Raw genomic sequence first — 24,885 nt, 5'->3', positions numbered from 1 at the left:
TATAAAATATATTTTTATAAGGATTATAGAATAGCATTAGAAAATAAGGTCAGTTTATAAATTTAACTTTTAGTGTTCATTTTTTATTGATTTTGATATTGGTTTTAATTTAAAAAAGATGTAGGTTTGAGCAGTGTTAACTAGAAATAACATTATATAAATAAAACCTTTCAATTAATTTTTAATTTTTTTCAATGAAAATAACGGCAAATAATCCAAATAGAAAATCGTGGTTACCTGTTGATAAAGCTTCTGATTTCCCTATTCAAAACATTCCATTTGGAGTTTTTTTAACTAAAGATGATATTATTACTATCGGTACTAGAATTGGTGATTTTGCCATTGATTTAGGAGCGTTGCATCAGTTAGGGTATTTTGAAGATATTCCTTTAACAGATGATATTTTTTTACAAGATACTTTAAATGATTTTATTGCTGATGGTCGTAAAACATGGCGTTTAGTTCGTAATAAAATCGCGGATATTTTTGATGTTATCAACGGAAAACTACGTGATAACCCGATACATAAAGACAAAATTATCTTCCGAATGGAAGATGTTGAAATGCAACTTCCCGTGGCTGTTGGCGATTATACTGATTTTTATGCAAGTAAAGAACACGCAACCAATGTTGGTTCGTTATTTCGTGATCCTGAAAATGCGTTATTGCCCAATTGGTTGCACATTCCTATTGGATATCATGGAAGAAGTTCGTCTATTATTCCTTCTGGAACGCCTGTGCGTCGTCCTGTTGGACAACAAAAACCATCAGAAGGTAGTACAACGCCTAATTTTGGGGCGTCAAAACTATTAGATTTTGAATTAGAAATGGCGTTTATAACGACAGTTGCTAATGATTTAGGCGATCGAATTTCTATTGAAGAAGCGGATGAATATATCTTCGGGTTGGTTTTGTTTAACGATTGGTCGGCACGTGATATTCAGGCTTGGGAATACGTTCCTTTAGGACCTTTTTTAGGAAAGAGCTTTGCCTCTACTATTTCTCCTTGGATTGTTACTTTAGATGCGTTAGCACCTTTTAGAGTTGATAATCCGAAGCAAGTACATGAACCGTTGCCATATCTTAAAAAACAAGCAAAAAGTAAGGATAGTTTTGATATCAATTTACAAATGTCGATTCAACCAGAAGGAAAGCAAGAAACGGTTGTTTGTAATTCGAATTTCAAATATATGTATTGGACAATGGCACAACAATTAGCGCATCATACGGTAAATGGTTGTCCTGTAAATGCAGGTGATATGATGGGTTCAGGAACAATTTCAGGACCTACCAAAGATAGTTTTGGTTCGATGTTAGAATTAACATGGCGAGGTCAAAACCCGATACAATTAAACGATGGTTCACAGCGAAAATTTATAAACGATTACGATACTGTTATTATGCGTGGTTATGCTCAAAATGATGAGGTTCGTGTTGGTTTTGGTGAATGTTCAGGTAAAGTATTGCCTGCTTTTGATATTTAGATTATATCATCAAATAAATAATATGAAAATAAAAAAAGCCATTTCGTTTTGAAATGGCTTTTTTTTATAAAATATAATTATTGATTTATTGAATACTTTATTCTCTTTATTCTTCGTCCTCTTCTTCAATTGGTGGATGTCCGAAAATATCTTCATAAACGGCATCAAAATTAGCACGTAAATAGGCGTTTAATTTTTTTCGATAATCATCTTGTAACCAATCGATAAAATTATGTGTAGATTTACAGATACATTTTGAATATCGGTGGATTCTATCATCAATTTCACCGCCTAATTTTTTAGCTAAAATAAGAGCGTCAAAAACATCGTCACTATTTTCGATACAAATTCTTGCATGATGTTCGATTGATTTTTCCAGCACTTTTTTAGACGATTGTCCTGCTTGAATGGTATCAATATATACTTTTTTAACATCGAAATATAAGTCTTCTGTTTTCGAAAATTCTTCTCTAATATTTGCGGGTAATTCGTATCTGAATTCGTTTTCTATTTCTTCATCAGATAATAAATTATCTAAATAGAAATTAGGCGCTCTAAACATTTTGTGCCAATCTAAATCGGCTCCCCAAGGACCAAAACGGTGGAAATTGTTTCCTAAATCGATTACATTAAAGTCTGATTTTCCTTTTAAAACACGAGAACCTCTACCAATCATTTGATAATACAGCGTTAATGATTTTGTCGCTCTATTTAAAATAATTGATTTTACCGAAGGTTCATCAAAACCAGTGGTTAAAATACTTACCGAAGTGATAATGGCATTTGGCGTTTTGTGAAACCATTTTAAAATTCCGTCTCGTTCTTTTTTGGTATTGGTATTGTCTAAATGTGCGATTGGATATCCAGCTTTGCTGAAGGTATCATATACGTGAAGCGACGTATTAATTCCGTTGTTAAATATCAGTGTTTTTGTACCTTTTGCACGTTCTTCGTATGCCTGCAAAAGTTTCGATAACATATCGGTATTGGTATATAAATCTTCGGATGATTTCACGGTATAATCTCCGTTTGCTCCTATTTCTAAAGATGTTAAACCAACATTATATGAAAACACATTTGCTTTGGCTAAGTATTCGTTTTGAATTAAAGTTCCAATACTTTCGCCTGCAATTAAGTCGTCATAATTATCTTTCATTGGCAGTTTGATATTTGAACTTAAAGGTGTTGCGGTAACTCCAAGGACAAATGATTTATCAAAAAACTTAAATAATTTAGTAAATGAATTGTAGTGTGCTTCATCAATAATTACCAAACCTACATCGGAAATATCGAGCATTTCGTCATTTAAACGATTGTTTAATGTTTCTACCATTGCAACGAAACAATCGTATTTATCTTGATCTTCTAAATCGGCTTTACTATCGATAATTTTATTTTCGACACCAAATTCTCCAAGCATTTTTGCTGTTTGCTTGCATAATTCGATTCGGTGTGTCATTATCAGCACTTTTTTCTGATAATGTTTTATAAACTGACGCGTGATTTCTGAGAAAATAACTGTTTTACCACCACCTGTTGGCAGTTGATATAATAGATGAAAATTTTCAGGCGCATTTTCAAAACATTTGAATATTTTGAAGAGTGCTTCTTTTTGATAATCGTATAAGTTTTTTCCTTTTGTTTCTTTTGTAGGTGTGTTTTCGTTGCTCAATTTTATGCTTTTTTATACTTTTTTGGAATATGCAAAAATACGACGTATTTAAGTAAGTTTTGATAAAACAGGCATCTTTTTTAGAAGTTTCTTAAATCAATTTGAGCAATATCGTTATGAGAAGCGTGTGCTATCACTACTTTTTTTTGAATAATTAAGAGTTGAGGTGATTGATGTGTTACTTGAAATTGGGTTGCTATTTCGTTGGATATTTCTCGATATGAAATTAAATCTAAATAATAGACTTTAAAATCTTTTAGGTTTTTTTGAGGCGTGTTTTTCTGATTATTTTCAGCATCGATATTTTCGAAACTCTCGAAACTTTTTACAAATCGTTTAATTACCATACTACTCACGCCACATCTGGTGGAATGTTTAAAAATTGCCACGGGTTTTTGGGTCGATGCTTCTTTAATTTCTTCTAGTTGATGCAAGGATATTAAGGGAATCCAGGTAACGAGTTCGGTTTGTTTTTGCTGATTTTCTTCATTTTTTTCCTGTTGTTTATTTTTAAAAATCTTATTTAATATTCCCATTATTTTTTGTCGTTTTTTACTGATTTTATTTTTTATTAATTTTTGATGAGGTTTTTACCTGTCTTTTTGTCTTTATTTTTAGTTTTTACCTGACGTTTTAGCAGGTTTTTAATATCTTTCCATCAAGAATTTGTTAAAATGCGTTTAAAATTGATTTGGTCTTGTTTTTGCTTTTTTACTTGTAGATAATTCTAAATAATCTATTTATAAGTCTTAAATAGCTTTAAAAAATAGTAACTTTAAAGAATGAAAATAAGGAAAATAACAACTAAAAAAACAACACTATGAACCTCAACAATTATACAACAAAATCACAAGAAACCATACAACAGGCGCAACAGATTGCGCAAGGATATGGACATCAGCAATTAGAAAACGAGCATATTTTCAAAGCTTTATTTGCGGTTGATGAAAACGTATTGCCTTTTATTTTAAAGAAACTTAACATTAATATTACTGTTTTACAGCAAGTTTTAGAGAAACAATTAGCTAGTTTTCCTAAAGTTTCTGGAGGGGAATTAATGTTATCGAAAGAAGCGAATAAAGCGTTAAATGAAGCGTCAATCATCGCTAAAAAAATGAACGATGAATACGTCTCTATTGAGCATTTAATTTTAGCAATTTTCAAATCAAAAAGTCAAATTGCGCAAGTTTTAAAAGATCAAGGCGTTACTGAGAAAAGCTTAACAGCAACTATTGAAGAACTTCGAAAAGGAGAACGTGTTACTTCTCAAAGTGCCGAGGAAACCTATAATTCATTAAATAAGTACGCTAATAATTTAAATAAATTAGCACAAGACGGAAAGTTAGATCCTGTAATTGGTCGTGATGAAGAAATTCGAAGATTATTGCAAATTTTATCTCGAAGAACAAAAAACAATCCAATTTTAGTCGGTGAACCTGGAACAGGAAAAACCGCTATCGCCGAAGGTTTAGCACACAGAATTATCCGTGGCGATGTTCCTGAAAATTTAAAAGATAAAGTGATTTATTCTTTGGATATGGGTTCGTTAATTGCAGGTGCAAAATATAAAGGAGAATTTGAAGAACGTTTAAAATCCGTCGTAAAAGAAGTTACAGCATCCGAAGGAAATATTGTGTTATTTATTGATGAAATCCATACCTTAGTTGGCGCTGGTGGCGGTCAAGGTGCGATGGATGCCGCAAATATTTTAAAACCTGCCCTAGCCCGTGGCGAATTACGAGCAATCGGAGCTACTACGTTAGATGAATATCAAAAATATTTTGAAAAAGATAAAGCCTTAGAACGTCGTTTTCAAAAGGTAATTGTAAATGAACCTGATACCGAAAGTGCTATTTCTATTCTGCGAGGAATTAAAGAAAAATACGAAGCACACCATAAAGTACGTATCAAAGATGAAGCGATTATCGGTGCCGTTGAATTATCACAACGTTATATTACCAATCGATTTTTGCCAGATAAAGCCATTGATTTAATGGACGAAGCGGCGGCTAAATTACGCATGGAAATGAATTCTAAACCCGAAAATTTAGATATTCTTGACCGTAAAATAATGCAGTTAGAAATCGAAATTGAAGCGATTAAACGTGAAAATGATACCGTTAAGTTAAAATCGTTAAATTCAGATATCGCTAATTTAAAAGAAGAACGTAACGAAATAAATGCAAAATGGCAATCAGAAAAAGCCGTGGTAGATACTGTTCAGCAATTAAAAACGGATATCGAAAATTATAATTTAGAAGCTGATAAAGCCGAACGTAATGGCGATTACGGAAAAGTTGCCGAATTACGTTACGGAAAAATTAAAGAAGCGCAAAAATTATTAGAAGTTCAACAAGAGGCTTTAGAGAATCAACGTGAAGGCTCTTTAATTAAAGAAGAAGTTACTTACGAAGATATTGCCGAAGTTGTAGCGAAATGGACAGGCGTTCCTGTTACCAAAATGATTCAATCGGAACGTGAAAAATTGTTAAAATTAGAAGATGAATTACACAAACGTGTTGTCGGACAACAAGAAGCTATTGTAGCGGTTTCTGATGCGGTTCGCCGTTCGAGAGCTGGTTTACAAAATCCGAATAAACCACTGGGTAGTTTCTTATTTTTAGGAACTACAGGAGTTGGTAAAACGGAACTTGCAAAAGCCTTAGCCGATTATTTATTTGATGATGAAAATGCGATGACTCGTATTGATATGAGTGAATATCAGGAGCGTCATTCGGTAAGTAGATTAGTTGGAGCGCCTCCAGGATATGTTGGTTATGATGAAGGCGGACAATTAACGGAAGCGGTTCGTAGAAAGCCCTACTCTGTTGTTTTGTTAGATGAAATTGAAAAAGCGCATCCTGATACGTTTAATGTTTTATTACAAGTTTTAGATGAAGGACGTTTAACGGATAATAAAGGACGTGTTGCTGATTTTAAAAATACTATCATTATTATGACCTCTAACATGGGAAGTCATTTAATTCAAGAAAAATTCGATAATTTCGATGCTTCAAAAGATGATGTAGATACTGTTATGGAACATGCTAAAACCGATGTTTTAGGATTGTTAAAACAAACGGTTCGTCCTGAGTTTATTAATAGAATTGATGATATTATTTTGTTTACGCCATTATCAAAAGAAGATATTAAACAAATTGTACGCATACAATTAAACGGTGTTAAAAATATGATTGCCGAACAGCATATTACTTTAGATGCCACTGATGATGCTGTTGCATATTTGGCTAAAAAAGGATATCAACCAGAATTTGGTGCAAGACCTGTAAAACGTGTGATTCAAAAAGAAGTATTAAATCAATTATCGAAAGAAATATTATCAGGAAATGTTACCACGGATAGTGTTATTCTATTAGATGCTTTTGATGATGCTTTGGTTTTTAGAAATCAAACCGTTACATTAGAAACTACTGTTTAATATTTTAAATTGATTTACTAAAATTAATATTAATATTATGTAAATTAAAAGAGCTACCTTTTTGGGGTAGCTCTTTTTTGTTGTTTGTTTATTTTTTTTCTAATCTAAACAATTAACTTTTCTTTTTCTTTGCACTCTTTTTTCTCGCTTTATTTTTGATGTTTTTTGTTGGTTGATTTAAAATCTCATACCAACACCAAAACCTACTAAAATAGGATTGATATCAACATCCGCAGTTACGGTAGCAATTCCTGCATTTACGGTAACATCAGTACTTAAGCCGATGTATTTTGCATCAACATTTAAAAACCAAGTATCGTTTAAATCATAATCGAAACCTAATTGTGCAGCGTATCCGAAGGCGTTGTCATAATCAACATCAACAACAGCTCCTGGATTTGCATCGTAAAAAATAGTGTAATTTACCCCTGCTCCTACATACGGTCTGAATTTATTCAATCCTGTAAAATGATACTGAACCGTTAATGTTGGAGGCAATAACCAAACATCACCTAAATTTACATTTCCTAAGCTTGTTCCTGTTGCTTTAACATCGTGCTGTGTTGTTCCTAAAATTAATTCTGCCGCAATATTTTCGGTGAAAAAATACGTAAAATCTAATTCTGGAATAAAACTTTGTGTAATATCCACATCACCTCCTATGGTACTGATAGTTGCTGATTCGTTTGGTAATACACTAACCCATCTGAAACGAGCTTGCCATTTTTTGTCCGTTTTTGTAGTGTTTTCTGAATCCTCTTTTGAACTTTCTTGAGCATTTGCATTATTTACATTGGCAAAAAATAATACTCCTAAAGCAATACTTAAAAAAACTTTTTTCATGATTTTACTGTTTTATTATATACCGCAAAATTACTTTACTGATTAACTATAATAAATGACTAAAATCATAGTTTGCTAAATTTGTTTTATACAGATGCTCAATGTTTACGCTTGCCTTGCTTTAAAAAAAGCCTGAAAATTATATAGATTATATCGTTATATTTGCACTATTATGCAGAAAAACATCAACATACAAAATAAAAAGGCTCGTTTTGAATACGAGATACTCGATAAATATACCGCAGGAATTCAGCTTACAGGTACTGAAATTAAATCAATACGTCTTAGTAAAGCCAGAATAACCGAAAGTTTTTGTGAATTTAATGAACAAGGAGAACTTTTCGTGGTTAATATGTATATCGAAGAATATGCTTTCGGAAATCATTTTAATCATAAAACAACAAGCGAACGTCGTTTATTGTTAAATAAAAACGAATTAAAAAAATTAGCGCGTGAAGTCGAAGCTAAAGGAAATACCATTGTTCCGTTAAAATTATTTATCAATAATAATGGTTGGGCAAAATTAGATATCGCTTTAGCTAGAGGAAAAAAGACGCACGATAAACGTCAAACCATGAAAGATCGTGATAATAAAAAAGATTTAGCGCGTATCAAAAAGGATTTTAATTAATTTTTTAATTTAATTTCAAATACTTAATTTTTAAGATGTTATTAGCTGATAAACTTTCAAAATATAGGGTGATTTTAGCCTCAAATTCACCAAGAAGACAGGAATTAATTAAGGATTTAAACATTCCTTTTATCATCAAAACAAAAGAAATTGAAGAGCTTTATCCTGAGCATTTAAAAGGTGCAGAAATTTCAGATTTTCTTGCTACTTTAAAAGCCGTTCCTTTTGAAAAAGAGCTTCTCGAAAATGATCTTTTAATTACTTCGGATACCATTGTTTGGCATCAGAATAAAGCTTTAGGAAAACCAAAAGATTATCAAGATGCTTTTGAAATGCTTCAAAGTTTTTCTGATACAACACATCAAGTAATTACCTCTATTTGTATTTCGATTGGCGTTTCTGATGTTTCTAAAACCTCAACAAAGCAACCTAAAAAAATAATATTCAACGACACCACTACAGTTACTTTTAAAAAATTAACGCATGATGAGGTTGATTATTACATAAATACTTACAAACCTTTTGATAAAGCGGGCGCTTACGGTATTCAAGAATGGATTGGTAAAATAGCGATCACTAAAATTGAAGGAAGTTATTTTAACGTAATGGGATTCCCTGTTCATAAACTTTATCAAGAATTAATGAATATTAATGAATAATTTAGTTTTCATTTTCATCTTATAAAATATTATTTTTGATTATTTTTGACGCTTCAAACACAACTTGAACAACACAACAAACTGAAATTGATGAAAAAATATACATATACCGAAAAAAAAGATACCCGTTCTGGGTTTGGTGATGGTTTAACGGAATTAGGACAAAAAAATCCTAATGTAGTTGCTTTATGTGCCGATTTAACAGGATCTTTAAAGATGGACGATTTTAAAAATAATCATCCAGAGCGTTTCTTTCAAATAGGAATTGCTGAAGCAAATATGATTAGTATTGCTGCTGGTTTAACGATTGGTGGAAAAATTCCATTTACAGGAACTTTTGCAAATTTTTCTACGGGTCGTGTTTATGACCAAATTCGTCAATCGGTTGCTTATTCTGATAAAAATGTGAAAATTTGTGCTTCACACGCAGGATTAACTTTAGGTGAAGACGGTGCAACGCATCAAATTTTAGAAGATATCGGATTGATGAAAATGCTTCCTGGTATGACCGTTATTAATACTTGTGATTACAGTCAAACTAAAGCAGCGACATTGGCAATTGCGGAATATGAAGGACCTGTATATTTACGTTTCGGTCGTCCAAAAGTACCTGTTTTTATGACCGATGAACCTTTTATTATCGGAAAAGGAATCAAAATGACCGAAGGAACTGATGTAACCATTGTTGCAACAGGACATTTAGTGTGGGAATCATTACAAGCTGCCGAGCAATTGGAAGCAAAAGGAATTTCAGTAGAAGTTATAAATATTCATACTATTAAGCCGTTAGATGAAGAAATTATTTTAAAATCCGTAGCAAAAACAGGTTGTATCGTAACGGCAGAAGAACATAATAAATTTGGTGGTTTAGGAGAAAGTGTTGCTCGTTGTTTAGTAACCAACACACCTACTCCTCAGGAATTTGTAGCGGTAAATGATAGTTTTGGAGAATCAGCAACGCCTGAACAATTAATGGAAAAATATGGCTTAAATGATACTGCAATTATCAAAGCTGTAGAAAAAGTTATCGCTAGAAAAAATAAATAATTATTTTCTAATTATACGTTTAGAACTTCTTCTTAATTAAGATAATTTTATAAGAGTTTTTAAAAAAATTAAAAGCATCAATTTTATTTATAATTTTGATGCTTTTTCCTTTGATTTCTTCAAATAATATAAATCTAGAATAATTTAAATTTAAATATGTTCTAACCAACGAACCTAACCAATCTTAAAAATAAAATTAATTAATACTAAATAAAAATGATGAAAATGAAAACAATTAAAAAGTTCATGGCATTGCTTCTTTTTGTAGGAGCGACACAGTTTATGCAAGGTCAAGTGCAGTTTGGAATTAAAGGAGGAATTAATTATAATTCAGATTCTTTTTCGGATGTTAAAAATGATGTATTATCGGGTGCAGAAAGTAAAACTGGTTTTCATGCTGGTATCTTTTTACGTGGGAAAATTCCTATTATTGGATTGTATATTCAGCCAGAATTGGTATATACGCAGTTAAATAGCGATGTAACTTTTAAACCAACCGCGTTATCATCATCAATAAAAACATCGTATTCTTTTAGAAAAATTGATGTTCCTGTATTGATTGGTAAAAAATTAGGAATTGCTCGTGTTTTTGCAGGACCTACCTTTCAATATATTATAGAAGGAGATTTTGACGCAAAAGAAATTAAAGATGTAGAAGCAGATGGTTTTTCTGTCGGATTACAATTAGGAGCAGGTATTGATTTAGGGAAATTCGGACTTGATGTGCGTTGGGAAAGAGCTTTTTCAGATACTGAAAGTGAATTTTTAAATAAAACAGAAGCGAATCCGAAGGAAACAAAAGTTCAATTTGATACTCGTGTAAATCAAATTATTGTAGGAATATCGTATCGTTTTTAATTATTTACGAAAATAGTTAAAATAAAAATCCCCGAAACTTTAAAAGTTTCGGGGATTTTTTGTGTTTAGAATTTAGCTAGAATAATAAATAAAATTATCTAATTTTTCTATTTAAATAATCTGGTGTTGTTGGATTATTTGGATCGTTAAAATCATTTCTTGGATCTTTATCCTTATTTTTATCTTCGTTGATTGTCAAAATTTCATCGCCATCATCATCCGTATCTAAATAATTTAAAACGCCATCTTGATCGGTATCATCATTCCAAGGTTTACCATCATTATTAACATCCTCAAAAATAGAAGGAACATTATCGTTATCATGATCGGTATTTTGAACAATATCGTGTAACGTAACAATGTATAATAAATTTTTGTTTGTTAAAGTTCGTCCGTTTCGATAACTCAATCCTGATGGTAATAAAAAGAATCCTTCTCCCCCATTTTCATAGGTAATTGGCTGATTCTTATCCGTTAAATTAGTGACGTTTTTCCCTGCTTTAAAATGTGTAAAACCATATAACCAACCTCTTACAGCAATTTGAGCCGCATTAAACCATGTTGGTATGTCTAAATCTTGTTCTTTTACTAAGTTTTTTGATGAAACTAACGAACTTAATCGGTACGTTGTTAAAACAGAATCGACAACACTTGGAAATCCTTTGGTAGATACGCCCGTTTTTTTTACGAAATAATAATACGTATAGTCTAAATCGTATTCGTTTACAGTCTTACTTTTCAATCTTGCATCAGTAAATAAAGCTGTTTTACCTGTGATTAAAGGTTTTATCGAATCAACTGCATCTTTATAATAATGCGTTTTTAAAAACTTAATAATCGTGTCTTTGTCTTTTACTGCTTGTGCTTCATGGTCGAAATTAATAATCCTTCTTCCATTATTATCTGATCCGCAGGAATACAGAAAAATACTTGTCAATACGAAATAAAAAAGGTGTTTAAATTTTATCATTTAATTCTTAAATTTTAACTTGCAATTTACCATTTTTATACCTTTGTAAAAAATTTTGTAAAAAACTTTACAAAATATAATTTAAGATTTAATTTAAGTTGATAATCTGCCTTGCAATCAGACTTATAAACACTTATAAATGCTGTAAAACAATAAAAACAAGATGAGAATAGATAAATATTTATGGTGTATCCGTTTTTATAAAACACGAACTATCGCTACCGATGCTTGTAAAAAAGGACACGTTAAAATTAACGATGTAAAATTAAAGCCTTCAAGAGATGTTTTTGGAAATGAAGAAATAATGATTCGTAAAAATCAGATTAATTATAAAATTAAGGTTTTAGATATTCCTGAAAGCCGTTTAGGTGCTAAATTAGTCGATTTATATCGTAAAGATATAACACCAAAAGAAGAGTTTGATAAAACAGCATTGTTAAAATATTCGAAAGATTATTATCGTAAAAAAGGAACAGGACGACCAACCAAAAAAGACCGAAGAGATATTGATGATTATAGCGTTCAGCCTGAAGAAAATACTGAAAATCCAGAAGAAAATTAAAAAATAAGTTCTTATTTAATTACTATTATCATCAAATTATACCTAAAATCATAATTAATGAATACTATCAATACATCCTCAGATGCGATTATTTTAACGAATTTACAAGTTGAGCAAAAAATTCGTCGTATTGCTTTTCAAATCTACGAAAGCAACAGTAATGAAACTGAAATTATTATCGCAGGAATTGCCGAAAATGGTTATTTATTTGCCGAAAAAATAGGTGTTTTATTATCAGAGATTTCGCCTTTAAAAATTTCACTTTGTAAGGTTTTTATTGATAAAAAAAATCCTAGAACTCCTATCACGACTTCTTTAACGGTTGCTGAATATCAAAATAAATCATTGGTTTTAATTGATGATGTTTTAAATTCTGGAACAACTTTAATTTATGCGGTAAAGCATTTTTTAGAAGTTCCTTTAAAACGTTTTAAAACGGCTGTTTTGGTTAATAGAAATCATAAAAAGTATCCTGTAAAAGCCGATTTTAAAGGGATTTCACTTTCTACCTCAATAAAAGAACATGTTGTTGTTTCTTTTGAAAATGCTAAAACGGTTGTTTATTTGACGTAATTTATCATAAATTATACTTAATAATATTTTTTATTTTTTTCAACAAGGGGCTTAAGCCCCTTGTTTTTCTTCTTGTTTTTGTTCTTCTTGTTATTTTTTTTGCCCATTTTACTTCAAACAATTTTGTTTAATTCGGCGACAATTTCGTGTACATTTTTGTTGTCGACTGTTATTTTATATTCCGATTGATTGTAAAAATAGCTTCTTTCGAATAAATGTTTGGCTACAAATTCGTGTAATTCTTCTTGTTTTAATCGAGCGACTAAAGGTCTTTGGCTTTTTTCGTTGATTAATCGTGCTACAATCGTATTGATACTTGTTTTTAAATAAACGGTTTTTGCTGTTTTATCATTTAGAATATACTCCATATTATTTCCATAGCAAGGCGTTCCTCCACCAAGTGCCAAAACGATTTTTTGTTTTAGATTGAGTATTTCTTTTAAATATAAGTCTTCTTTTTTTCTGAAATAAATTTCACCTTTAGTTTCGAAAATTTCAGCTACGGTCTTATTTTCTTTTTCTTCGATATAGTTATCTAAATCGATAAATGAAAAATTCTTTTTACTGGCAATCAGCCTACCAATGGTTGATTTTCCACTTCCCATGTATCCTAGTAGTATTATTTTCATGCTAATTAATGGTTTATATTCGCTAATTATTAAGCAGTTAGAAATAGCATTACAAATATGATAAAAAATAAAATCAAAATAAATAAAAAAAAGCTTTTATATTCGGATAAAGCTTGTATATTTGCAACCGCTTAGGCAATTAAGCAATAATGACCTGGTAGCTCAGTTGGTAGAGCATCTCCCTTTTAAGGAGAGGGTCCTGGGTTCGAGCCCCAGCCCGGTCACTGAAAAGCTAAGTTTTTACTTAGCTTTTTTTCTTTTTATTTACTTCTTAAATCAATATTATTAATATTTAAATTGATTTAAGAAAACTATTTTTAGCACGTATGGCGGAATTGGTAGACGCGCAGGCTTGAGGGGCTTGTTCACATCGTGAGTGCAAGTTCGACTCTTGTTACGTGCACAAAATATTTTTAATACTTCTTCCCTATTTTTAATAGCTGATTTCCATCAAAAAACTGAGTTAATTTGAGTTTATATCCAAATTAATAAAATAATTTTTATTAATTTCTTAAACTATCATAAAATCATCTAAATTTGTTTGGATAAATCTTTATCCTTGCCAACAATGCAAAAAACATATTTATTTTTTACTTTCGTATTCATCTTAATTACTAATGTCGGATTTTCTCAAAATTCCGAACATCAAAAACATCAACTAAAAGGACAAGTTATTGATGTTGAAACCAAAAAACCGTTGAGTGCTTCGCATATCTTAAATTTAAATTCCGTTACAGGAACAATCACCAACGAAAGAGGTTTTTTTGAACTGATCGCAAAAGCAAATGATACCGTTTTAGTATCGTTTTTAGGATTCTCTTCTATCAAATTAAAAGTGACCAACGATTTGTTAAAAGGAAATGAAGTCGTAATATCATTACGAGAAAAACCCGAAGAAGTTAAAGAAATTATTATCAAATCAACCCAACTGATTGGTGTTTTAGAAGTCGATGTGAAACAAGTTCCGAAAGATAGATTTACACGAATCCATATTAACGGGCTTCCGCAAACCTATGAAGTTGGAAAACCTCAAAAAATAACATCGCCAATTGCAAAATTATTTGAACCTGTCGATTTAATGTATAATCTCTTTGGAAGAAAGCCGAAACAACTTAAAAAGCTTCAAAAATTAAAGAAAGAAGATAATTTACGTAAAATGTTAGCAGGAAAATTCGACCGTGAAGTAATGATGGAATATCTACAAATGGATAAACAACAACTTTCTAAATTACTTATTGACTGTGAATATTCTGATTATTTTATCAAAAAAGCAAGTGATTTACAGATGATTGAAGCTGTTTTAAATTGTTATGAAAATTATAAAGCACTTCAAAAAGGTAAAATTGAACTAAATAGAATTCCTGATACAAAATAATAATATTTATCAAAAATAATATTATTTAATATTCTTTAATAATAAAAAAGTAGCCAAAAGCTACTTTTTTTATTTTGTTGTTTTTATAACTGTTTTGTTATTTTTTTAATTTTATATCATTTTTATAGGTTTTTGGTGATTTTATAGGATTTTGTAGCCTTTATTTAATTGAAAAAAAGTAAATTTGTCAATTAAAATTGATTAGAAACAACACACTTAATACAACAAAATAATGATTCATTTCTTTGGAAACGTTAGCAGTAAAATATTTACTGTTCAAACAACAAAAGAATTATCTACCGAAACTATTTCAAAACTTACCTGGTTATTTGGAGAACAACCCAAAATAAATGCGACATCATTAGATGTCTTTTTTATTGGTCCAAGAGCGGCAATGATTACTCCTTGGAGTACTAATGCTGTGGAAATTACCCAAAATATGGGTATTTCTGATATTATCAGAATAGAGGAATTTGACGTTGTTTCTGAAGATTTTTCAGATTTCGACCCAATGATTTCTCAAAAATACGATGGTTTAAATCAAGATAGTTTTACAATCGATATTCAACCAGAACCAATTTTAAACATTGATGATATTGCTGCTTACAACCAAGCAGAAGGCTTAGCTTTAAGTGATGAAGAAGTTGAATATTTAGAAAGTGTAGCAACAAAAATAGGTAGAAAATTAACAGATTCTGAGGTTTTTGGTTTCAGTCAAGTAAACTCTGAACACTGTCGTCATAAAATATTTAACGGAACTTTCGTTATTGATGGCGAGGAAATGCCAACATCTTTATTCAAATTGATAAAAGAAACGGCTAAACAATTTCCTAATGATATTGTTTCTGCATATAAAGACAACGTTGCTTTTATAAAAGGTCCTAAAGTAACTCAGTTTGCGCCTAAAACTGCGGATAAACCTGATTTTTACGAAACAAAAGAATTTGAATCTGTAATTTCATTAAAAGCAGAAACGCACAACTTCCCTACTACTGTAGAGCCTTTTAACGGAGCTGCAACAGGTTCAGGTGGAGAAATTAGAGATAGACTTGCTGGTGGAAAAGGTTCTTTACCTTTGGCAGGAACAGCAGTTTATATGACTTCTTACTCTCGTTTAGAAGCTTCTATAGATTCAGTTAAGAATACAAGATTTTGGGAAAATAAATTTGAAGCTAGAGATTGGTTATACCAAACTCCGATGGATATTTTAATAAAAGCATCAAACGGAGCTTCTGATTTTGGAAATAAATTTGGTCAGCCGTTAATTACAGGTTCTGTATTAACTTTTGAACATGAAGAAAATGCTGCTTCAAGTGATGCTAAACCTAGAAAATTAGGTTTTGATAAAGTAATCATGCAAGCTGGTGGTATTGGATACGGAAAAGCTGATCAAGCATTAAAAGATACGCCTAAAAAAGGAGATAAAATTGTAATTCTTGGTGGTGAAAATTACCGTATTGGAATGGGTGGCGCTGCGGTTTCATCTGCGGATACCGGTGAATTTGCTTCAGGAATTGAATTAAACGCTGTACAGCGTTCGAATCCTGAAATGCAAAAACGTGCTGCTAACGCCGTTCGTGGTATGGTAGAAAGCGAAGAAAACTTTATCGTTTCTATTCACGATCATGGTGCTGGTGGACATTTAAATTGTTTATCAGAATTAGTTGAAGATACTGGTGGGAAAATCAATTTAGATAGTTTACCTGTTGGAGATCCTACTTTATCAGCAAAAGAAATTATCGGAAACGAATCTCAAGAAAGAATGGGATTAGTTATCGCTGAAAAACATATTGATACTTTACAGAAAATTGCTGAACGTGAGCGTTCTCCAATATATACTGTTGGTGATGTTACTGGTGATAATCGTTTTACTTTTGAATCTGAAACTAAAGGTGATAAACCGATGGATTTAGCTTTAGAAGATATGTTTGGTAGTTCTCCTAAAACTGTTTTAACTGATAAAACTATTGTAAGAAACTACAAGAATTCAAGATATAAAACTAAAAACTTAAACATCTATTTAGCGCAAGTTTTACAACTAGAAGCTGTAGGATGTAAAGATTGGTTAACCAATAAAGTTGATAGATGTGTTGGTGGTAAAGTAGCTAAACAACAATGTGTTGGTCCGTTACAAATCCCTTTAAATAATGTCGGAGTGATGGCGTTAGATTATAACGGGAAAGAAGGAATTGCAACTTCTATTGGGCACTCGCCTATTTCTGCTTTAATTAATCCAGCTGCTGGTAGTAGAAATTCTATTGCAGAATCGTTAACAAATATTATTTGGGCACCTTTAAAAGATAATTTAGCTTCGGTTTCTTTATCAGCAAATTGGATGTGGCCTTGTAAAAACGAAGGTGAAGATGCTCGTTTATATAAAGCGGTAAAAGCTATTTCTGACCTTTCTATTGATTTAGGTATCAATGTGCCAACAGGAAAGGATTCTCTTTCAATGAAACAGAAATACAAAGAGGATGAAGTGATTTCTCCTGGTACTGTAATAATCTCTGCAACAGCAAATTGCAACGACTTATCTAAAGTAATAGAACCTGTTTTACAAAAGAACGGAGAAAGCATTTATTACATCAATATTTCGCAAGATTCTTTCAAATTAGGTGGTAGTTCTTTCAATCAAGTATTAAATACTATTGGAAATGAAGCGCCAGATGTTACAAATCCAGCCTTCTTAAAAGATGCTTTTAATACGATTCAAAATTTAATAAAAGCTGATAAAATTTCTGCTGGACACGATGTTGCTTCTGGTGGATTATTAACTACTTTATTAGAAATGTGTTTTGCTGATGTTAATTTAGGAGCTGATTTTGATATCTCTTCTTTAAACGAAGAAGATTCATTAAAAGTTTTATTTGCTGAAAATGCAGGAATTGTTTTTCAAGCTGATGCTTCAGTAGAAACAATTTTATCAGAAAATAATATTGAATTTTTTACTATCGGAACAGCAAATGATTCTGGTAAAGTAAGCATCAAAAATAATGAAGATAATTTCTCTTTTGATGTTTCAGAAGTAAGAGATACTTGGTATAAAACTTCTTATTTATTAGATGACAAGCAAACTGCAAATGGTTTAGCTAAAAACAGATTTGATAATTATAAAAATCAGCCTTTAAAATATACTTTCCCTACTAATTTTACAGGAAAAATTTCAGATGTTTTAGGTTCTTCGGATAAAAAAGACAAACCAAAAGCAGCTATTATTCGTGAAAAGGGTTCTAACTCTGAACGTGAAATGGCAAACGCAATGTACTTAGCTGGTTTCGATGTAAAAGATGTTCACATGACAGATTTAATTTCTGGACGTGAAACTTTAGAAGATATTCAATTTATTGGAGCTGTTGGTGGTTTTTCTAATTCTGATGTTTTAGGTTCGGCGAAAGGTTGGGCTGGAGCATTTTTATATAATGAAAAAGCAAATACGGCTTTAAAGAATTTCTTTAAACGTGAAGATACTTTATCTGTAGGAATTTGTAACGGAGCACAATTATGGATGGAATTAGATTTAATCAATCCTGATCATAAAGTTCATGGTAGATTAGTTCATAACGATTCTAAGAAACATGAAAGCTCATTTACTTCTGTTAAAATTCAAGAGAATAATTCGGTAATGTTATCATCATTAGCAGGAACTGAATTAGGTGTTTGGATTTCTCATGGAGAAGGAAAATTTAACTTACCAGAAGCTGAAACTAATTATAGTATTGTAGCTAAATATGGTTATCAAGGGTATCCTAATAATCCGAATGGTTCAGATTATAACACCGCAATGTTATGTGATGCTACAGGTCGTCATTTAGTAACAATGCCACATATTGAACGTTCAACTTTTCAATGGAACTGGGCAAACTACCCTGCCGGAAGAAAAGACGAAGTTTCACCTTGGTTAGAAGCGTTTGTAAATGCTAAAACTTGGATTGAAAATAAGAAATAAATCAAACAAATTATCAGTTTTTTTATTACTTTTAATGGATAAAATAATTGTTATTCATAATACTTTATTTTAAATTTTAGTTATATTGTTTCTTATTAAGCCTGAACAAATTGTTCAGGCTTTTTTTTATTTTACTCTTTTACTCTCTATTTATTTATTAAGAAAAATCCTAGCGGAAGTGTTTTGCTTGTGCCTTAAACAAAACTTAATATTTTAGAGAAGTAAATTAAGTTTTCATATGTATCTTAAAATAGAACAATAAGAAATCGAATCCATCAACGTCAAGCTGAAATAAATTATCATGACGAGTTCGATTATCTATAAAACTTTTGAGTAAAGTAAAATTATTTGAACAGATTTTAATTTTAGTCAATAGATAGAATCTCCTCTTCCTTTATATTTATTGATACAAAAGTAAATTAGTATTCGTCAATTAGTTGATGCACAATTGTAAACAGTAAAATATTCTTTTAAGAAAATTAAACAGGAAGTTAATCATAATTCAGTCGTATACAAATGTAATCTTACTAAATATTCAGTGAACCTTATTAATTAAAGAACAAGTCTGTTACATATGTAAAATACAATTATGTGTTGTTTAAACCTCGTACTCTAAAACAAACATTATATAAATAATCTTAATTTTATTCTTAATTAATTATGCCTGTCATACCTCGTTCGTTGTAGTTAAGTTCCTTTTCCCTACTCTACTGTGATTATATAATCTCTTTTCTTTTCATATAAAGCAAAAGGATAAAACGATGATTGCTTAAAGCTTAAGTTTAATGCTTTTATTTTTTTATTAATGATGCTTGATACAAATGTAATTAGCAGAAACAAACAGCAACGATTACTAACTAATTTTACATTTGTGTACTTGTCTTACTTCTCATAATTATTACTTAATTCTCTTTTGTAAACTGTTGTAATTATTTTAGAATACAAAAAACAAATTAAAATTTTAAATAATAATTTGTAATTAATTGACAAATGTATATATTTGCTACATATAAACATATAATTACAATTGTAAAAAAATAAACTCTATGGATGATATACTTACTCGTTTAAAAAAGATTATTTCTCATTATAATTTAACTTCATCAACATTTGCTGACGCTATAAATGTTCAACGTTCTAGCATATCTCACCTTTTATCTGGTAGAAATAAGCCAAGTTTAGATTTTGTTATGAAGACAATTAATAAATTTCCTGAAGTTGATTTGTATTGGTTCTTATATGGCGAAGGAACTTTTCCGAAAATAGAGCCTGAAGAGGAAATAGTAGCCGAAGAAACTTCAACAAAAGAAATTATTCAAGAAGAAAAAACAGAAATTAGCCCTACCCTATTCTCTACAAGCACTACTTCTATCGAGAATAATTCAAAAAATGAGCCTAATAATTCTGGAAATAAAAAATTAGTAAAAATCGTACTTTTATATGATGATGGTAGTTTTAATGAATTCAATCAATAATAATTATAAAACCAAAAAAGTAGCAATTCTAGAATTGCTACTTTTTTGGTTTTATAAAATAAAGTTAAGTTAAAAAATAAAATTTATTTTTTCTAGGTTAACATTCCACCATCAACAGATAATGTTTGTCCTGTAATATAGCTACTCATATCTGACGCTAAAAATACACAAGCGTTTGCGATATCTTTTGGAGTTCCTCCTCTTTTTAAAGGAATATCATTGCGCCAAGCATCTACTACTTTTTCATCTAATTTAGCAGTCATTTCAGTTTCAATAAAACCAGGAGCAACTACGTTACTTCTAATATTTCTTGATCCTAACTCTAAGGCTACTGATTTAGAAAAACCTAAAATCCCAGCTTTTGAAGCTGCATAATTTGCCTGACCTGCATTTCCTTTTAATCCAACAATAGAACTCATATTTATGATAGAACCTGAACGTTGTTTCATCATTGGTCGGATAACAGCTTTCGTTAAATTAAAAACAGATTTTAAATTAACTTCAATAACTTTATCAAAATCAGTTTCTGAAATACGCATCAATAAATTATCTTTGGTGATTCCTGCATTATTTACAAGTACATCAATTGTTTTAAATTCTTCTAAAACATTTTTTGCTAATTCTTGAGCGGCATCAAAATTTGCGGCATTCGATTGGTATCCTTTTGCTTTTATTCCTAAAGCGGTCAATTCATTTTCTAAAGCATTCGCTGCTTCAACTGATGAACTATAAGTAAACGCAATATTACATCCTTGGTTTGCAAATTCTAATGCGATACCCCTACCGATTCCTCTGGTAGCTCCTGTAATAATGGCTGTTTTATCTTTTAAAAGTTTCATTCTTTTTCTGTTCTTTAGTCTTTTTGTTTCTCTTGTCGAAAAATCTAAATTTTATCAATACATAGAAATAAATTTATTTTTATGTATAATTTTTAATTCTAATTTTTTAAAAATCATCAATTAAAAATTTAGTTATAGGCTAAGAATTTATTGATAAATTTTCAAAAAATGATTTAATTAAAACCTCATCAATAATAATAATAACCTTAAATAATAATTTAGTTATAGGCTAAATTATTTTAGAATAGTTTTATTATGTCAAACAAAGTCAATCAAAATTAGTTTAAAATTCGATTTACGAAAGACAAATATAACAATTTGTGTTTAATTTTTAAATAAAAATAAATAAAAAAATTATTTGATAATTTTTAGAGCCTGTTTAAATTTCATCTGAAAAAAATATAGTGGCAAAAAATGACGGCAAGGGGTTAAAACCCCTTGTTAAAAGGAGCTGAAAATCACAAAAAAAGCTAAAAAATGTGGCAAATCAGGATGAGAAACTGAAATAAAATCCCTTTGACGCATTTTTATTTTGAAAACAAGGGGTTTTAACCCCTTGCCATACTATTTTGATGTTACAAAAAATTTTGGAATAAAATTTAAACAGGCTCTTAATAAATTACAGAGAATTTATATAAATAAAAAAACCAGCTTGATGTGTATCAAGCTGGGTTTTTTATTTTTTTACTGAACTTTTACTTAGGAAAGTAGAAAAGTATTGATTTTTAGATTATTGATTTCCTAAAATAATTGGCATTCCACTTTTTCCTGCACCAATTAACACGACTTTACTATTTTGTGATTCAGCTAATTTTAGTGTAGCTTCAATACCTTTATCTTGCAAAATTTTATCAGTTAAAGAAGCACTTAAAATTTTATTAGCATCGGCTTTTCCTTTTGCTTCAATAATTTGTTTTTCGGCTTCTTTTTGAGCGGTTACTAATCGAAATTCATATTCTAACGATTCTTGTTCTTGTTTTAATTTACGTTCAATTGCCATTTTAATAGTTGGAGGCAAGGTAACATCTCTTACTAAAACTTCATTTAATTGAATGTATTGTTCGTCTAAAATCTTTTTTGTTTCGGAAAAAATCTCAACTTGTATTACATCTCTTTTGCTAGAATATAATTGTTCGGGTGTATAACGTCCTACAACGCTACGTGCTGCGGAACGGATAACAGGTTGAATAACTCTTGAAATATAATTTTCTCCTTTTTCTTTATGTAGCGAACCTATTTTTTCAGCTTGTGGCTGAAACCAAACAGAAGCTTCTAATTGAATTTCTAATCCGTTAGATGATAAAACTTGCATTTTTTCATATATTTCTTGCTGACGAACTTCATAAATAAAAACTTTATTCCATGGAGCGACTACTTGAAATCCTTCTCCCATTGGAGCTTCATCTGTTACGACCCCGCCTCCAAAGGTTTTGTACAAAACTCCTGCCTGACCAGATTTAATAGTTACTGTTGATTTTGAGAATCCGATAATTGCAAGTACGCCAATTATTCCGATAAGAAGTCCTCCTTTTGGTAATTGAAAATCTAATTGTCTGTTGTTACTCATTTTTTGAATTTAAGTTGATGATATATTATAAAATGATGTCATTATATATATACCAAATATACGATTTTTCATCTGAAAAAAATATAGTGTCAAAAAATGGCGACAAATCAGAATGCAAAACTGAAATAAATTTCCTTTGACGCATTTTTATTTTTAAAACAAGGGGTTTTAACCCCTTGCCTTGCTATTTTGATGTTACAAAAATTTTTGGAATAAAATTTAAACAGGCTCTAAATAGTTGTCTTCATTATTATTGATTATTCTTCTTTAAATCTTAACAATCTCAAGGCATTTAAAACGACTACTAATGTTGATCCTTCATGAATCAATACGGTATATCCTATTGATGTTACACCGAATAATGTTAGGGGAATTAATATTGCAACGACTCCTAAACTAATCCAAATATTTTGTTTGATAATAGTTTTTGATTTTCTACTTAATGCAATTACGAATGGTAATTTTTCTATTTTATCGGACATCAAAGCAACATCTGCTGTTTCTAATGCGACATCACTACCAGCGGCTCCCATAGCAATACCAACGGTACTATTTGCCATTGCGGGAGCATCATTTACGCCATCGCCAACCATGGCAACTTTATTATTATTTGCTTTTAATTTTTGAATTTCGATAACTTTATCTTCGGGTAATAAATTTCCTTTGGCGGCAGTTAAACCTATTTGTGATGCTATTGAATTTGCTACATTTTGATGATCTCCAGTAAGCATAACCATTTTTTTGATGCCTATTTTTCTTAATTTATTCAAGGTTTCTTTAGCTGTAATTCTTGGGATATCCATTACGCTTAGCAATCCTATTATTTGCTGTTGATATCCGACTAACATGGCGGTATGTCCGTTTAAAAGAAGCGTATTCATTTGAGTATCGATTGCATCAGAAACGATTATATTTTCATCGGTCATTAATTTTTTATTTCCGATAAAAACAGGTTTATTTTTATAGGTTGCTTTAATACCTTTTCCTTGGATAGCTTTAATATCAGATGCATTATTGTTATTTTTCAGTTGATATTTTGTACTAATATCTTTAGATATTGCCTTTGCCAATGGATGATTGCTTAAACTTTCGACTTCTAGCGTTATTTCTAAAAATTCGATTTCATCAAAATTATTAAGAGCAATTGCGTTGGTTAATTTTGGTTTTCCTTGTGTTAGTGTTCCTGTTTTATCAAAAGCAATGGTTGTTAAACTTCCCAGATTCTCTAAGGCTCTTCCTCCTTTTATCAGCACGCCACTTTTTGCAGCACGTGCGACTCCGCTCAATACAGCACTTGGTGTAGAAATTGCTAAAGCACAAGGGCTTGCGGCTATTAATACGGTAATTGCTCTATAAAAACTTTGCTCAAAAGATTCATTAATTACCAGATATGCAAAACATAATGTAAGTACCAAAATAAGTACGATTGGCACAAACCATTTTTCAAATTTTTTAGTAACTAATTGCGTTGGTGATTTTTGATTTTCTACCTCACTTACCATTTTCACTAAACGAGAAATGGTACTATCTTTACTTAGTTTTAAAACCTGAATTTCTAGTACGCTATCTCCATTAATTGTACCGGTATATACTACATTTTTTTTAGGTATTTCGTTAAAATCTTTATATTTGGCAATATTTTCTATTGAATTAATTGCTGTTTTATCAACAGGCATACTTTCTCCTGTTATCGACGCTTGATTAATGCTACTATTTCCTTTGATAATTACGCCATCGGCAGCAATTTTGGTATTTGGTTTTACAATGATGATATCATTTATTTTTAATTCATTGATTAAAACTTCAACAAGATTATTGTTACGTTTCACCAAGGCTTTTTTAGGTGATAATTTTCCTAAATTCTCTATTGATTTTCGGGCTTTGTTCATGGCAAAATGTTCTAATGCGTGTCCTAAGCTGAACAAAAATAATAGCAAAGCGCCTTCTCCCCATTTATTGATATAAATAGCTCCAGCGGCTGCGGCTAACATTAAAAAATCGATTTCAAATTCTCCTTTTTTGATTTTCTTAAAAGCTTCGATTGTCGTGAACCACCCACCTAAAATGATGGAAATCATAAAACTGACGACAATATAAGTTGGATACTTTATTGATAAAGAAGTGAAATTTTCGATAATTAATCCTGTAAAAAAGAAAACTCCACTTAAAATAGCGAAATATAATTCTGATTTTTCGCCTAATATTCCACCATGATTTTGATGGTTATTTTGATGCTGCTGTGAATGTTCTTCTGAGTTTTTCACTGAACTTTTTGTTGCCATTTTTGTATTTGATATTTGAATAAAATTGATTTAT

The 24,885-nt window shown here is 30.6% G+C and carries 19 protein-coding genes and 2 tRNA genes; 13 read left to right on the top strand and 8 right to left on the bottom strand.

Annotated elements, in window-relative coordinates:
• Positions 1-194: 194 nt before the first annotated feature.
• Complete coding sequence (fahA, locus tag L0U72_RS10710; protein ID WP_233899173.1) at positions 195-1,484, top strand: fumarylacetoacetase; 1,290 nt, start codon at positions 195-197, stop codon at positions 1,482-1,484.
• A gap of 106 nt (positions 1,485-1,590) precedes the next feature.
• Here fahA and L0U72_RS10705 read toward each other — a convergent pair whose 3' ends face one another.
• Together L0U72_RS10705 and L0U72_RS10700 are read right to left on the bottom strand one after the other, a co-directional pair.
• The gene (locus L0U72_RS10705) at positions 1,591-3,156 is read right to left on the bottom strand and encodes a DEAD/DEAH box helicase (protein WP_233862389.1); all 1,566 of its coding nucleotides are present in this window, start codon (positions 3,154-3,156) and stop codon (positions 1,591-1,593) included.
• Positions 3,157-3,236: 80 nt separating this feature from the next.
• Positions 3,237-3,692 carry a thioredoxin family protein gene (locus L0U72_RS10700; RefSeq protein ID WP_233899171.1) on the bottom strand — a complete coding sequence of 152 codons (456 nt, stop codon included), beginning with the start codon at positions 3,690-3,692 and terminating at the stop codon, positions 3,237-3,239.
• Positions 3,693-3,976: 284 nt separating this feature from the next.
• Between L0U72_RS10700 and clpB the strand changes: the two genes are divergently transcribed.
• The gene (clpB, locus tag L0U72_RS10695; protein WP_233899169.1) at positions 3,977-6,595 is read left to right on the top strand and encodes an ATP-dependent chaperone ClpB; all 2,619 of its coding nucleotides are present in this window, start codon (positions 3,977-3,979) and stop codon (positions 6,593-6,595) included.
• Positions 6,596-6,772: 177 nt separating this feature from the next.
• On the opposite strand, the gene L0U72_RS10690 is transcribed toward clpB, so the two are convergent.
• The gene (locus tag L0U72_RS10690) at positions 6,773-7,438 is read right to left on the bottom strand and encodes an OmpW/AlkL family protein (RefSeq protein ID WP_101918257.1); all 666 of its coding nucleotides are present in this window, start codon (positions 7,436-7,438) and stop codon (positions 6,773-6,775) included.
• Positions 7,439-7,610: 172 nt separating this feature from the next.
• On the opposite strand from L0U72_RS10690, the gene smpB reads away from it, so the two are divergent.
• The 4 genes from smpB (at position 7,611) to L0U72_RS10670 (ending at position 10,633) form a co-directional block, all read left to right on the top strand.
• Entirely contained in the window at positions 7,611-8,069 is a 459-nt protein-coding gene (gene smpB / locus L0U72_RS10685) for an SsrA-binding protein SmpB (RefSeq protein ID WP_193700202.1), read from the top strand.
• A gap of 35 nt (positions 8,070-8,104) precedes the next feature.
• Positions 8,105-8,728, top strand: coding sequence for a Maf family nucleotide pyrophosphatase (locus tag L0U72_RS10680; RefSeq protein WP_233899167.1), 624 nt, complete (start codon positions 8,105-8,107; stop codon positions 8,726-8,728).
• Between the two features lie 90 nt (positions 8,729-8,818).
• The gene (locus tag L0U72_RS10675; RefSeq protein WP_193706651.1) at positions 8,819-9,775 is read left to right on the top strand and encodes a transketolase family protein; all 957 of its coding nucleotides are present in this window, start codon (positions 8,819-8,821) and stop codon (positions 9,773-9,775) included.
• Positions 9,776-10,000: 225 nt separating this feature from the next.
• The gene (locus L0U72_RS10670; RefSeq protein ID WP_233899165.1) at positions 10,001-10,633 is read left to right on the top strand and encodes a porin family protein; all 633 of its coding nucleotides are present in this window, start codon (positions 10,001-10,003) and stop codon (positions 10,631-10,633) included.
• Between the two features lie 94 nt (positions 10,634-10,727).
• On the opposite strand, the gene L0U72_RS10665 is transcribed toward L0U72_RS10670, so the two are convergent.
• Complete coding sequence (locus L0U72_RS10665) at positions 10,728-11,603, bottom strand: peptidylprolyl isomerase (RefSeq protein WP_193700206.1); 876 nt, start codon at positions 11,601-11,603, stop codon at positions 10,728-10,730.
• A gap of 163 nt (positions 11,604-11,766) precedes the next feature.
• On the opposite strand from L0U72_RS10665, the gene L0U72_RS10660 reads away from it, so the two are divergent.
• Both L0U72_RS10660 and L0U72_RS10655 read left to right on the top strand, forming a co-directional pair.
• Positions 11,767-12,165 carry an RNA-binding S4 domain-containing protein gene (locus tag L0U72_RS10660; protein ID WP_101918253.1) on the top strand — a complete coding sequence of 133 codons (399 nt, stop codon included), beginning with the start codon at positions 11,767-11,769 and terminating at the stop codon, positions 12,163-12,165.
• Between the two features lie 57 nt (positions 12,166-12,222).
• Positions 12,223-12,738, top strand: a complete 516-nt coding sequence (locus tag L0U72_RS10655; protein WP_101918252.1) for a phosphoribosyltransferase domain-containing protein — start codon at positions 12,223-12,225, stop codon at positions 12,736-12,738.
• A gap of 113 nt (positions 12,739-12,851) precedes the next feature.
• On the opposite strand, the gene L0U72_RS10650 is transcribed toward L0U72_RS10655, so the two are convergent.
• Positions 12,852-13,367 carry a shikimate kinase gene (locus L0U72_RS10650; RefSeq protein WP_233899163.1) on the bottom strand — a complete coding sequence of 172 codons (516 nt, stop codon included), beginning with the start codon at positions 13,365-13,367 and terminating at the stop codon, positions 12,852-12,854.
• A 151-nt stretch (positions 13,368-13,518) separates the two neighbouring features.
• Here L0U72_RS10650 and L0U72_RS10645 point away from each other — a divergent pair.
• From L0U72_RS10645 to L0U72_RS10625, 5 genes are all read left to right on the top strand, one after another.
• Positions 13,519-13,591 (top strand) — tRNA-Lys (locus L0U72_RS10645).
• A 96-nt stretch (positions 13,592-13,687) separates the two neighbouring features.
• Positions 13,688-13,770 (top strand) — tRNA-Leu (locus tag L0U72_RS10640).
• Positions 13,771-13,908: 138 nt separating this feature from the next.
• Positions 13,909-14,742: a carboxypeptidase-like regulatory domain-containing protein gene (locus L0U72_RS10635; RefSeq protein ID WP_233899161.1), complete on the top strand. Its 834-nt coding sequence runs from the start codon at positions 13,909-13,911 to the stop codon at positions 14,740-14,742.
• A 232-nt stretch (positions 14,743-14,974) separates the two neighbouring features.
• Positions 14,975-18,688: a phosphoribosylformylglycinamidine synthase gene (purL, locus tag L0U72_RS10630; protein WP_233899159.1), complete on the top strand. Its 3,714-nt coding sequence runs from the start codon at positions 14,975-14,977 to the stop codon at positions 18,686-18,688.
• Positions 18,689-19,734: 1,046 nt separating this feature from the next.
• Positions 19,735-20,163 (top strand): helix-turn-helix domain-containing protein, encoded by a 429-nt coding sequence (locus tag L0U72_RS10625; RefSeq protein WP_233899157.1) that lies wholly within the window; start codon positions 19,735-19,737, stop codon positions 20,161-20,163.
• A gap of 92 nt (positions 20,164-20,255) precedes the next feature.
• On the opposite strand, the gene fabG is transcribed toward L0U72_RS10625, so the two are convergent.
• From fabG to L0U72_RS10610, 3 genes are all read right to left on the bottom strand, one after another.
• Positions 20,256-21,002: a 3-oxoacyl-[acyl-carrier-protein] reductase gene (gene fabG / locus L0U72_RS10620; RefSeq protein WP_193706654.1), complete on the bottom strand. Its 747-nt coding sequence runs from the start codon at positions 21,000-21,002 to the stop codon at positions 20,256-20,258.
• A gap of 730 nt (positions 21,003-21,732) precedes the next feature.
• A complete protein-coding gene (locus tag L0U72_RS10615) occupies positions 21,733-22,569 on the bottom strand; it encodes a prohibitin family protein (RefSeq protein ID WP_101918247.1) in 837 nt (278 codons plus the stop codon).
• 257 nt (positions 22,570-22,826) lie between these two features.
• Positions 22,827-24,851, bottom strand: coding sequence for a heavy metal translocating P-type ATPase (locus L0U72_RS10610; protein WP_233899155.1), 2,025 nt, complete (start codon positions 24,849-24,851; stop codon positions 22,827-22,829).
• Positions 24,852-24,885 lie beyond the last annotated feature (34 nt).

It is taken from the genome of Tenacibaculum piscium, assembly GCF_021390755.1.
GTDB lineage: Bacteria > Bacteroidota > Bacteroidia > Flavobacteriales > Flavobacteriaceae > Polaribacter > Polaribacter piscius.
This window is presented reverse-complemented; position numbering and strand designations above follow the sequence as displayed.

Excerpts from the sequence above, each read along its gene's own strand:
- L0U72_RS10700 (WP_233899171.1), bottom strand. The coding sequence starts at position 3,692 with ATGGGAATATTAAATAAGATTTTTAAAAATAAACAACAGGAAAAAAAT.
- L0U72_RS10670 (WP_233899165.1), top strand. The coding sequence starts at position 10,001 with ATGAAAACAATTAAAAAGTTCATGGCATTGCTTCTTTTTGTAGGAGCG.
- L0U72_RS10665 (WP_193700206.1), bottom strand. The coding sequence starts at position 11,603 with ATGATAAAATTTAAACACCTTTTTTATTTCGTATTGACAAGTATTTTT.
- L0U72_RS10615 (WP_101918247.1), bottom strand. The coding sequence starts at position 22,569 with ATGAGTAACAACAGACAATTAGATTTTCAATTACCAAAAGGAGGACTT.
- L0U72_RS10610 (WP_233899155.1), bottom strand. The coding sequence starts at position 24,851 with ATGGCAACAAAAAGTTCAGTGAAAAACTCAGAAGAACATTCACAGCAG.
- fabG (WP_193706654.1), bottom strand. The coding sequence starts at position 21,002 with ATGAAACTTTTAAAAGATAAAACAGCCATTATTACAGGAGCTACCAGA.
- L0U72_RS10680 (WP_233899167.1), top strand. The coding sequence starts at position 8,105 with ATGTTATTAGCTGATAAACTTTCAAAATATAGGGTGATTTTAGCCTCA.
- clpB (WP_233899169.1), top strand. The coding sequence starts at position 3,977 with ATGAACCTCAACAATTATACAACAAAATCACAAGAAACCATACAACAG.
- L0U72_RS10655 (WP_101918252.1), top strand. The coding sequence starts at position 12,223 with ATGAATACTATCAATACATCCTCAGATGCGATTATTTTAACGAATTTA.
- fahA (WP_233899173.1), top strand. The coding sequence starts at position 195 with ATGAAAATAACGGCAAATAATCCAAATAGAAAATCGTGGTTACCTGTT.
- L0U72_RS10690 (WP_101918257.1), bottom strand. The coding sequence starts at position 7,438 with ATGAAAAAAGTTTTTTTAAGTATTGCTTTAGGAGTATTATTTTTTGCC.
- L0U72_RS10650 (WP_233899163.1), bottom strand. The coding sequence starts at position 13,367 with ATGAAAATAATACTACTAGGATACATGGGAAGTGGAAAATCAACCATT.
- L0U72_RS10660 (WP_101918253.1), top strand. The coding sequence starts at position 11,767 with ATGAGAATAGATAAATATTTATGGTGTATCCGTTTTTATAAAACACGA.
- purL (WP_233899159.1), top strand. The coding sequence starts at position 14,975 with ATGATTCATTTCTTTGGAAACGTTAGCAGTAAAATATTTACTGTTCAA.
- L0U72_RS10675 (WP_193706651.1), top strand. The coding sequence starts at position 8,819 with ATGAAAAAATATACATATACCGAAAAAAAAGATACCCGTTCTGGGTTT.
- L0U72_RS10625 (WP_233899157.1), top strand. The coding sequence starts at position 19,735 with ATGGATGATATACTTACTCGTTTAAAAAAGATTATTTCTCATTATAAT.
- smpB (WP_193700202.1), top strand. The coding sequence starts at position 7,611 with ATGCAGAAAAACATCAACATACAAAATAAAAAGGCTCGTTTTGAATAC.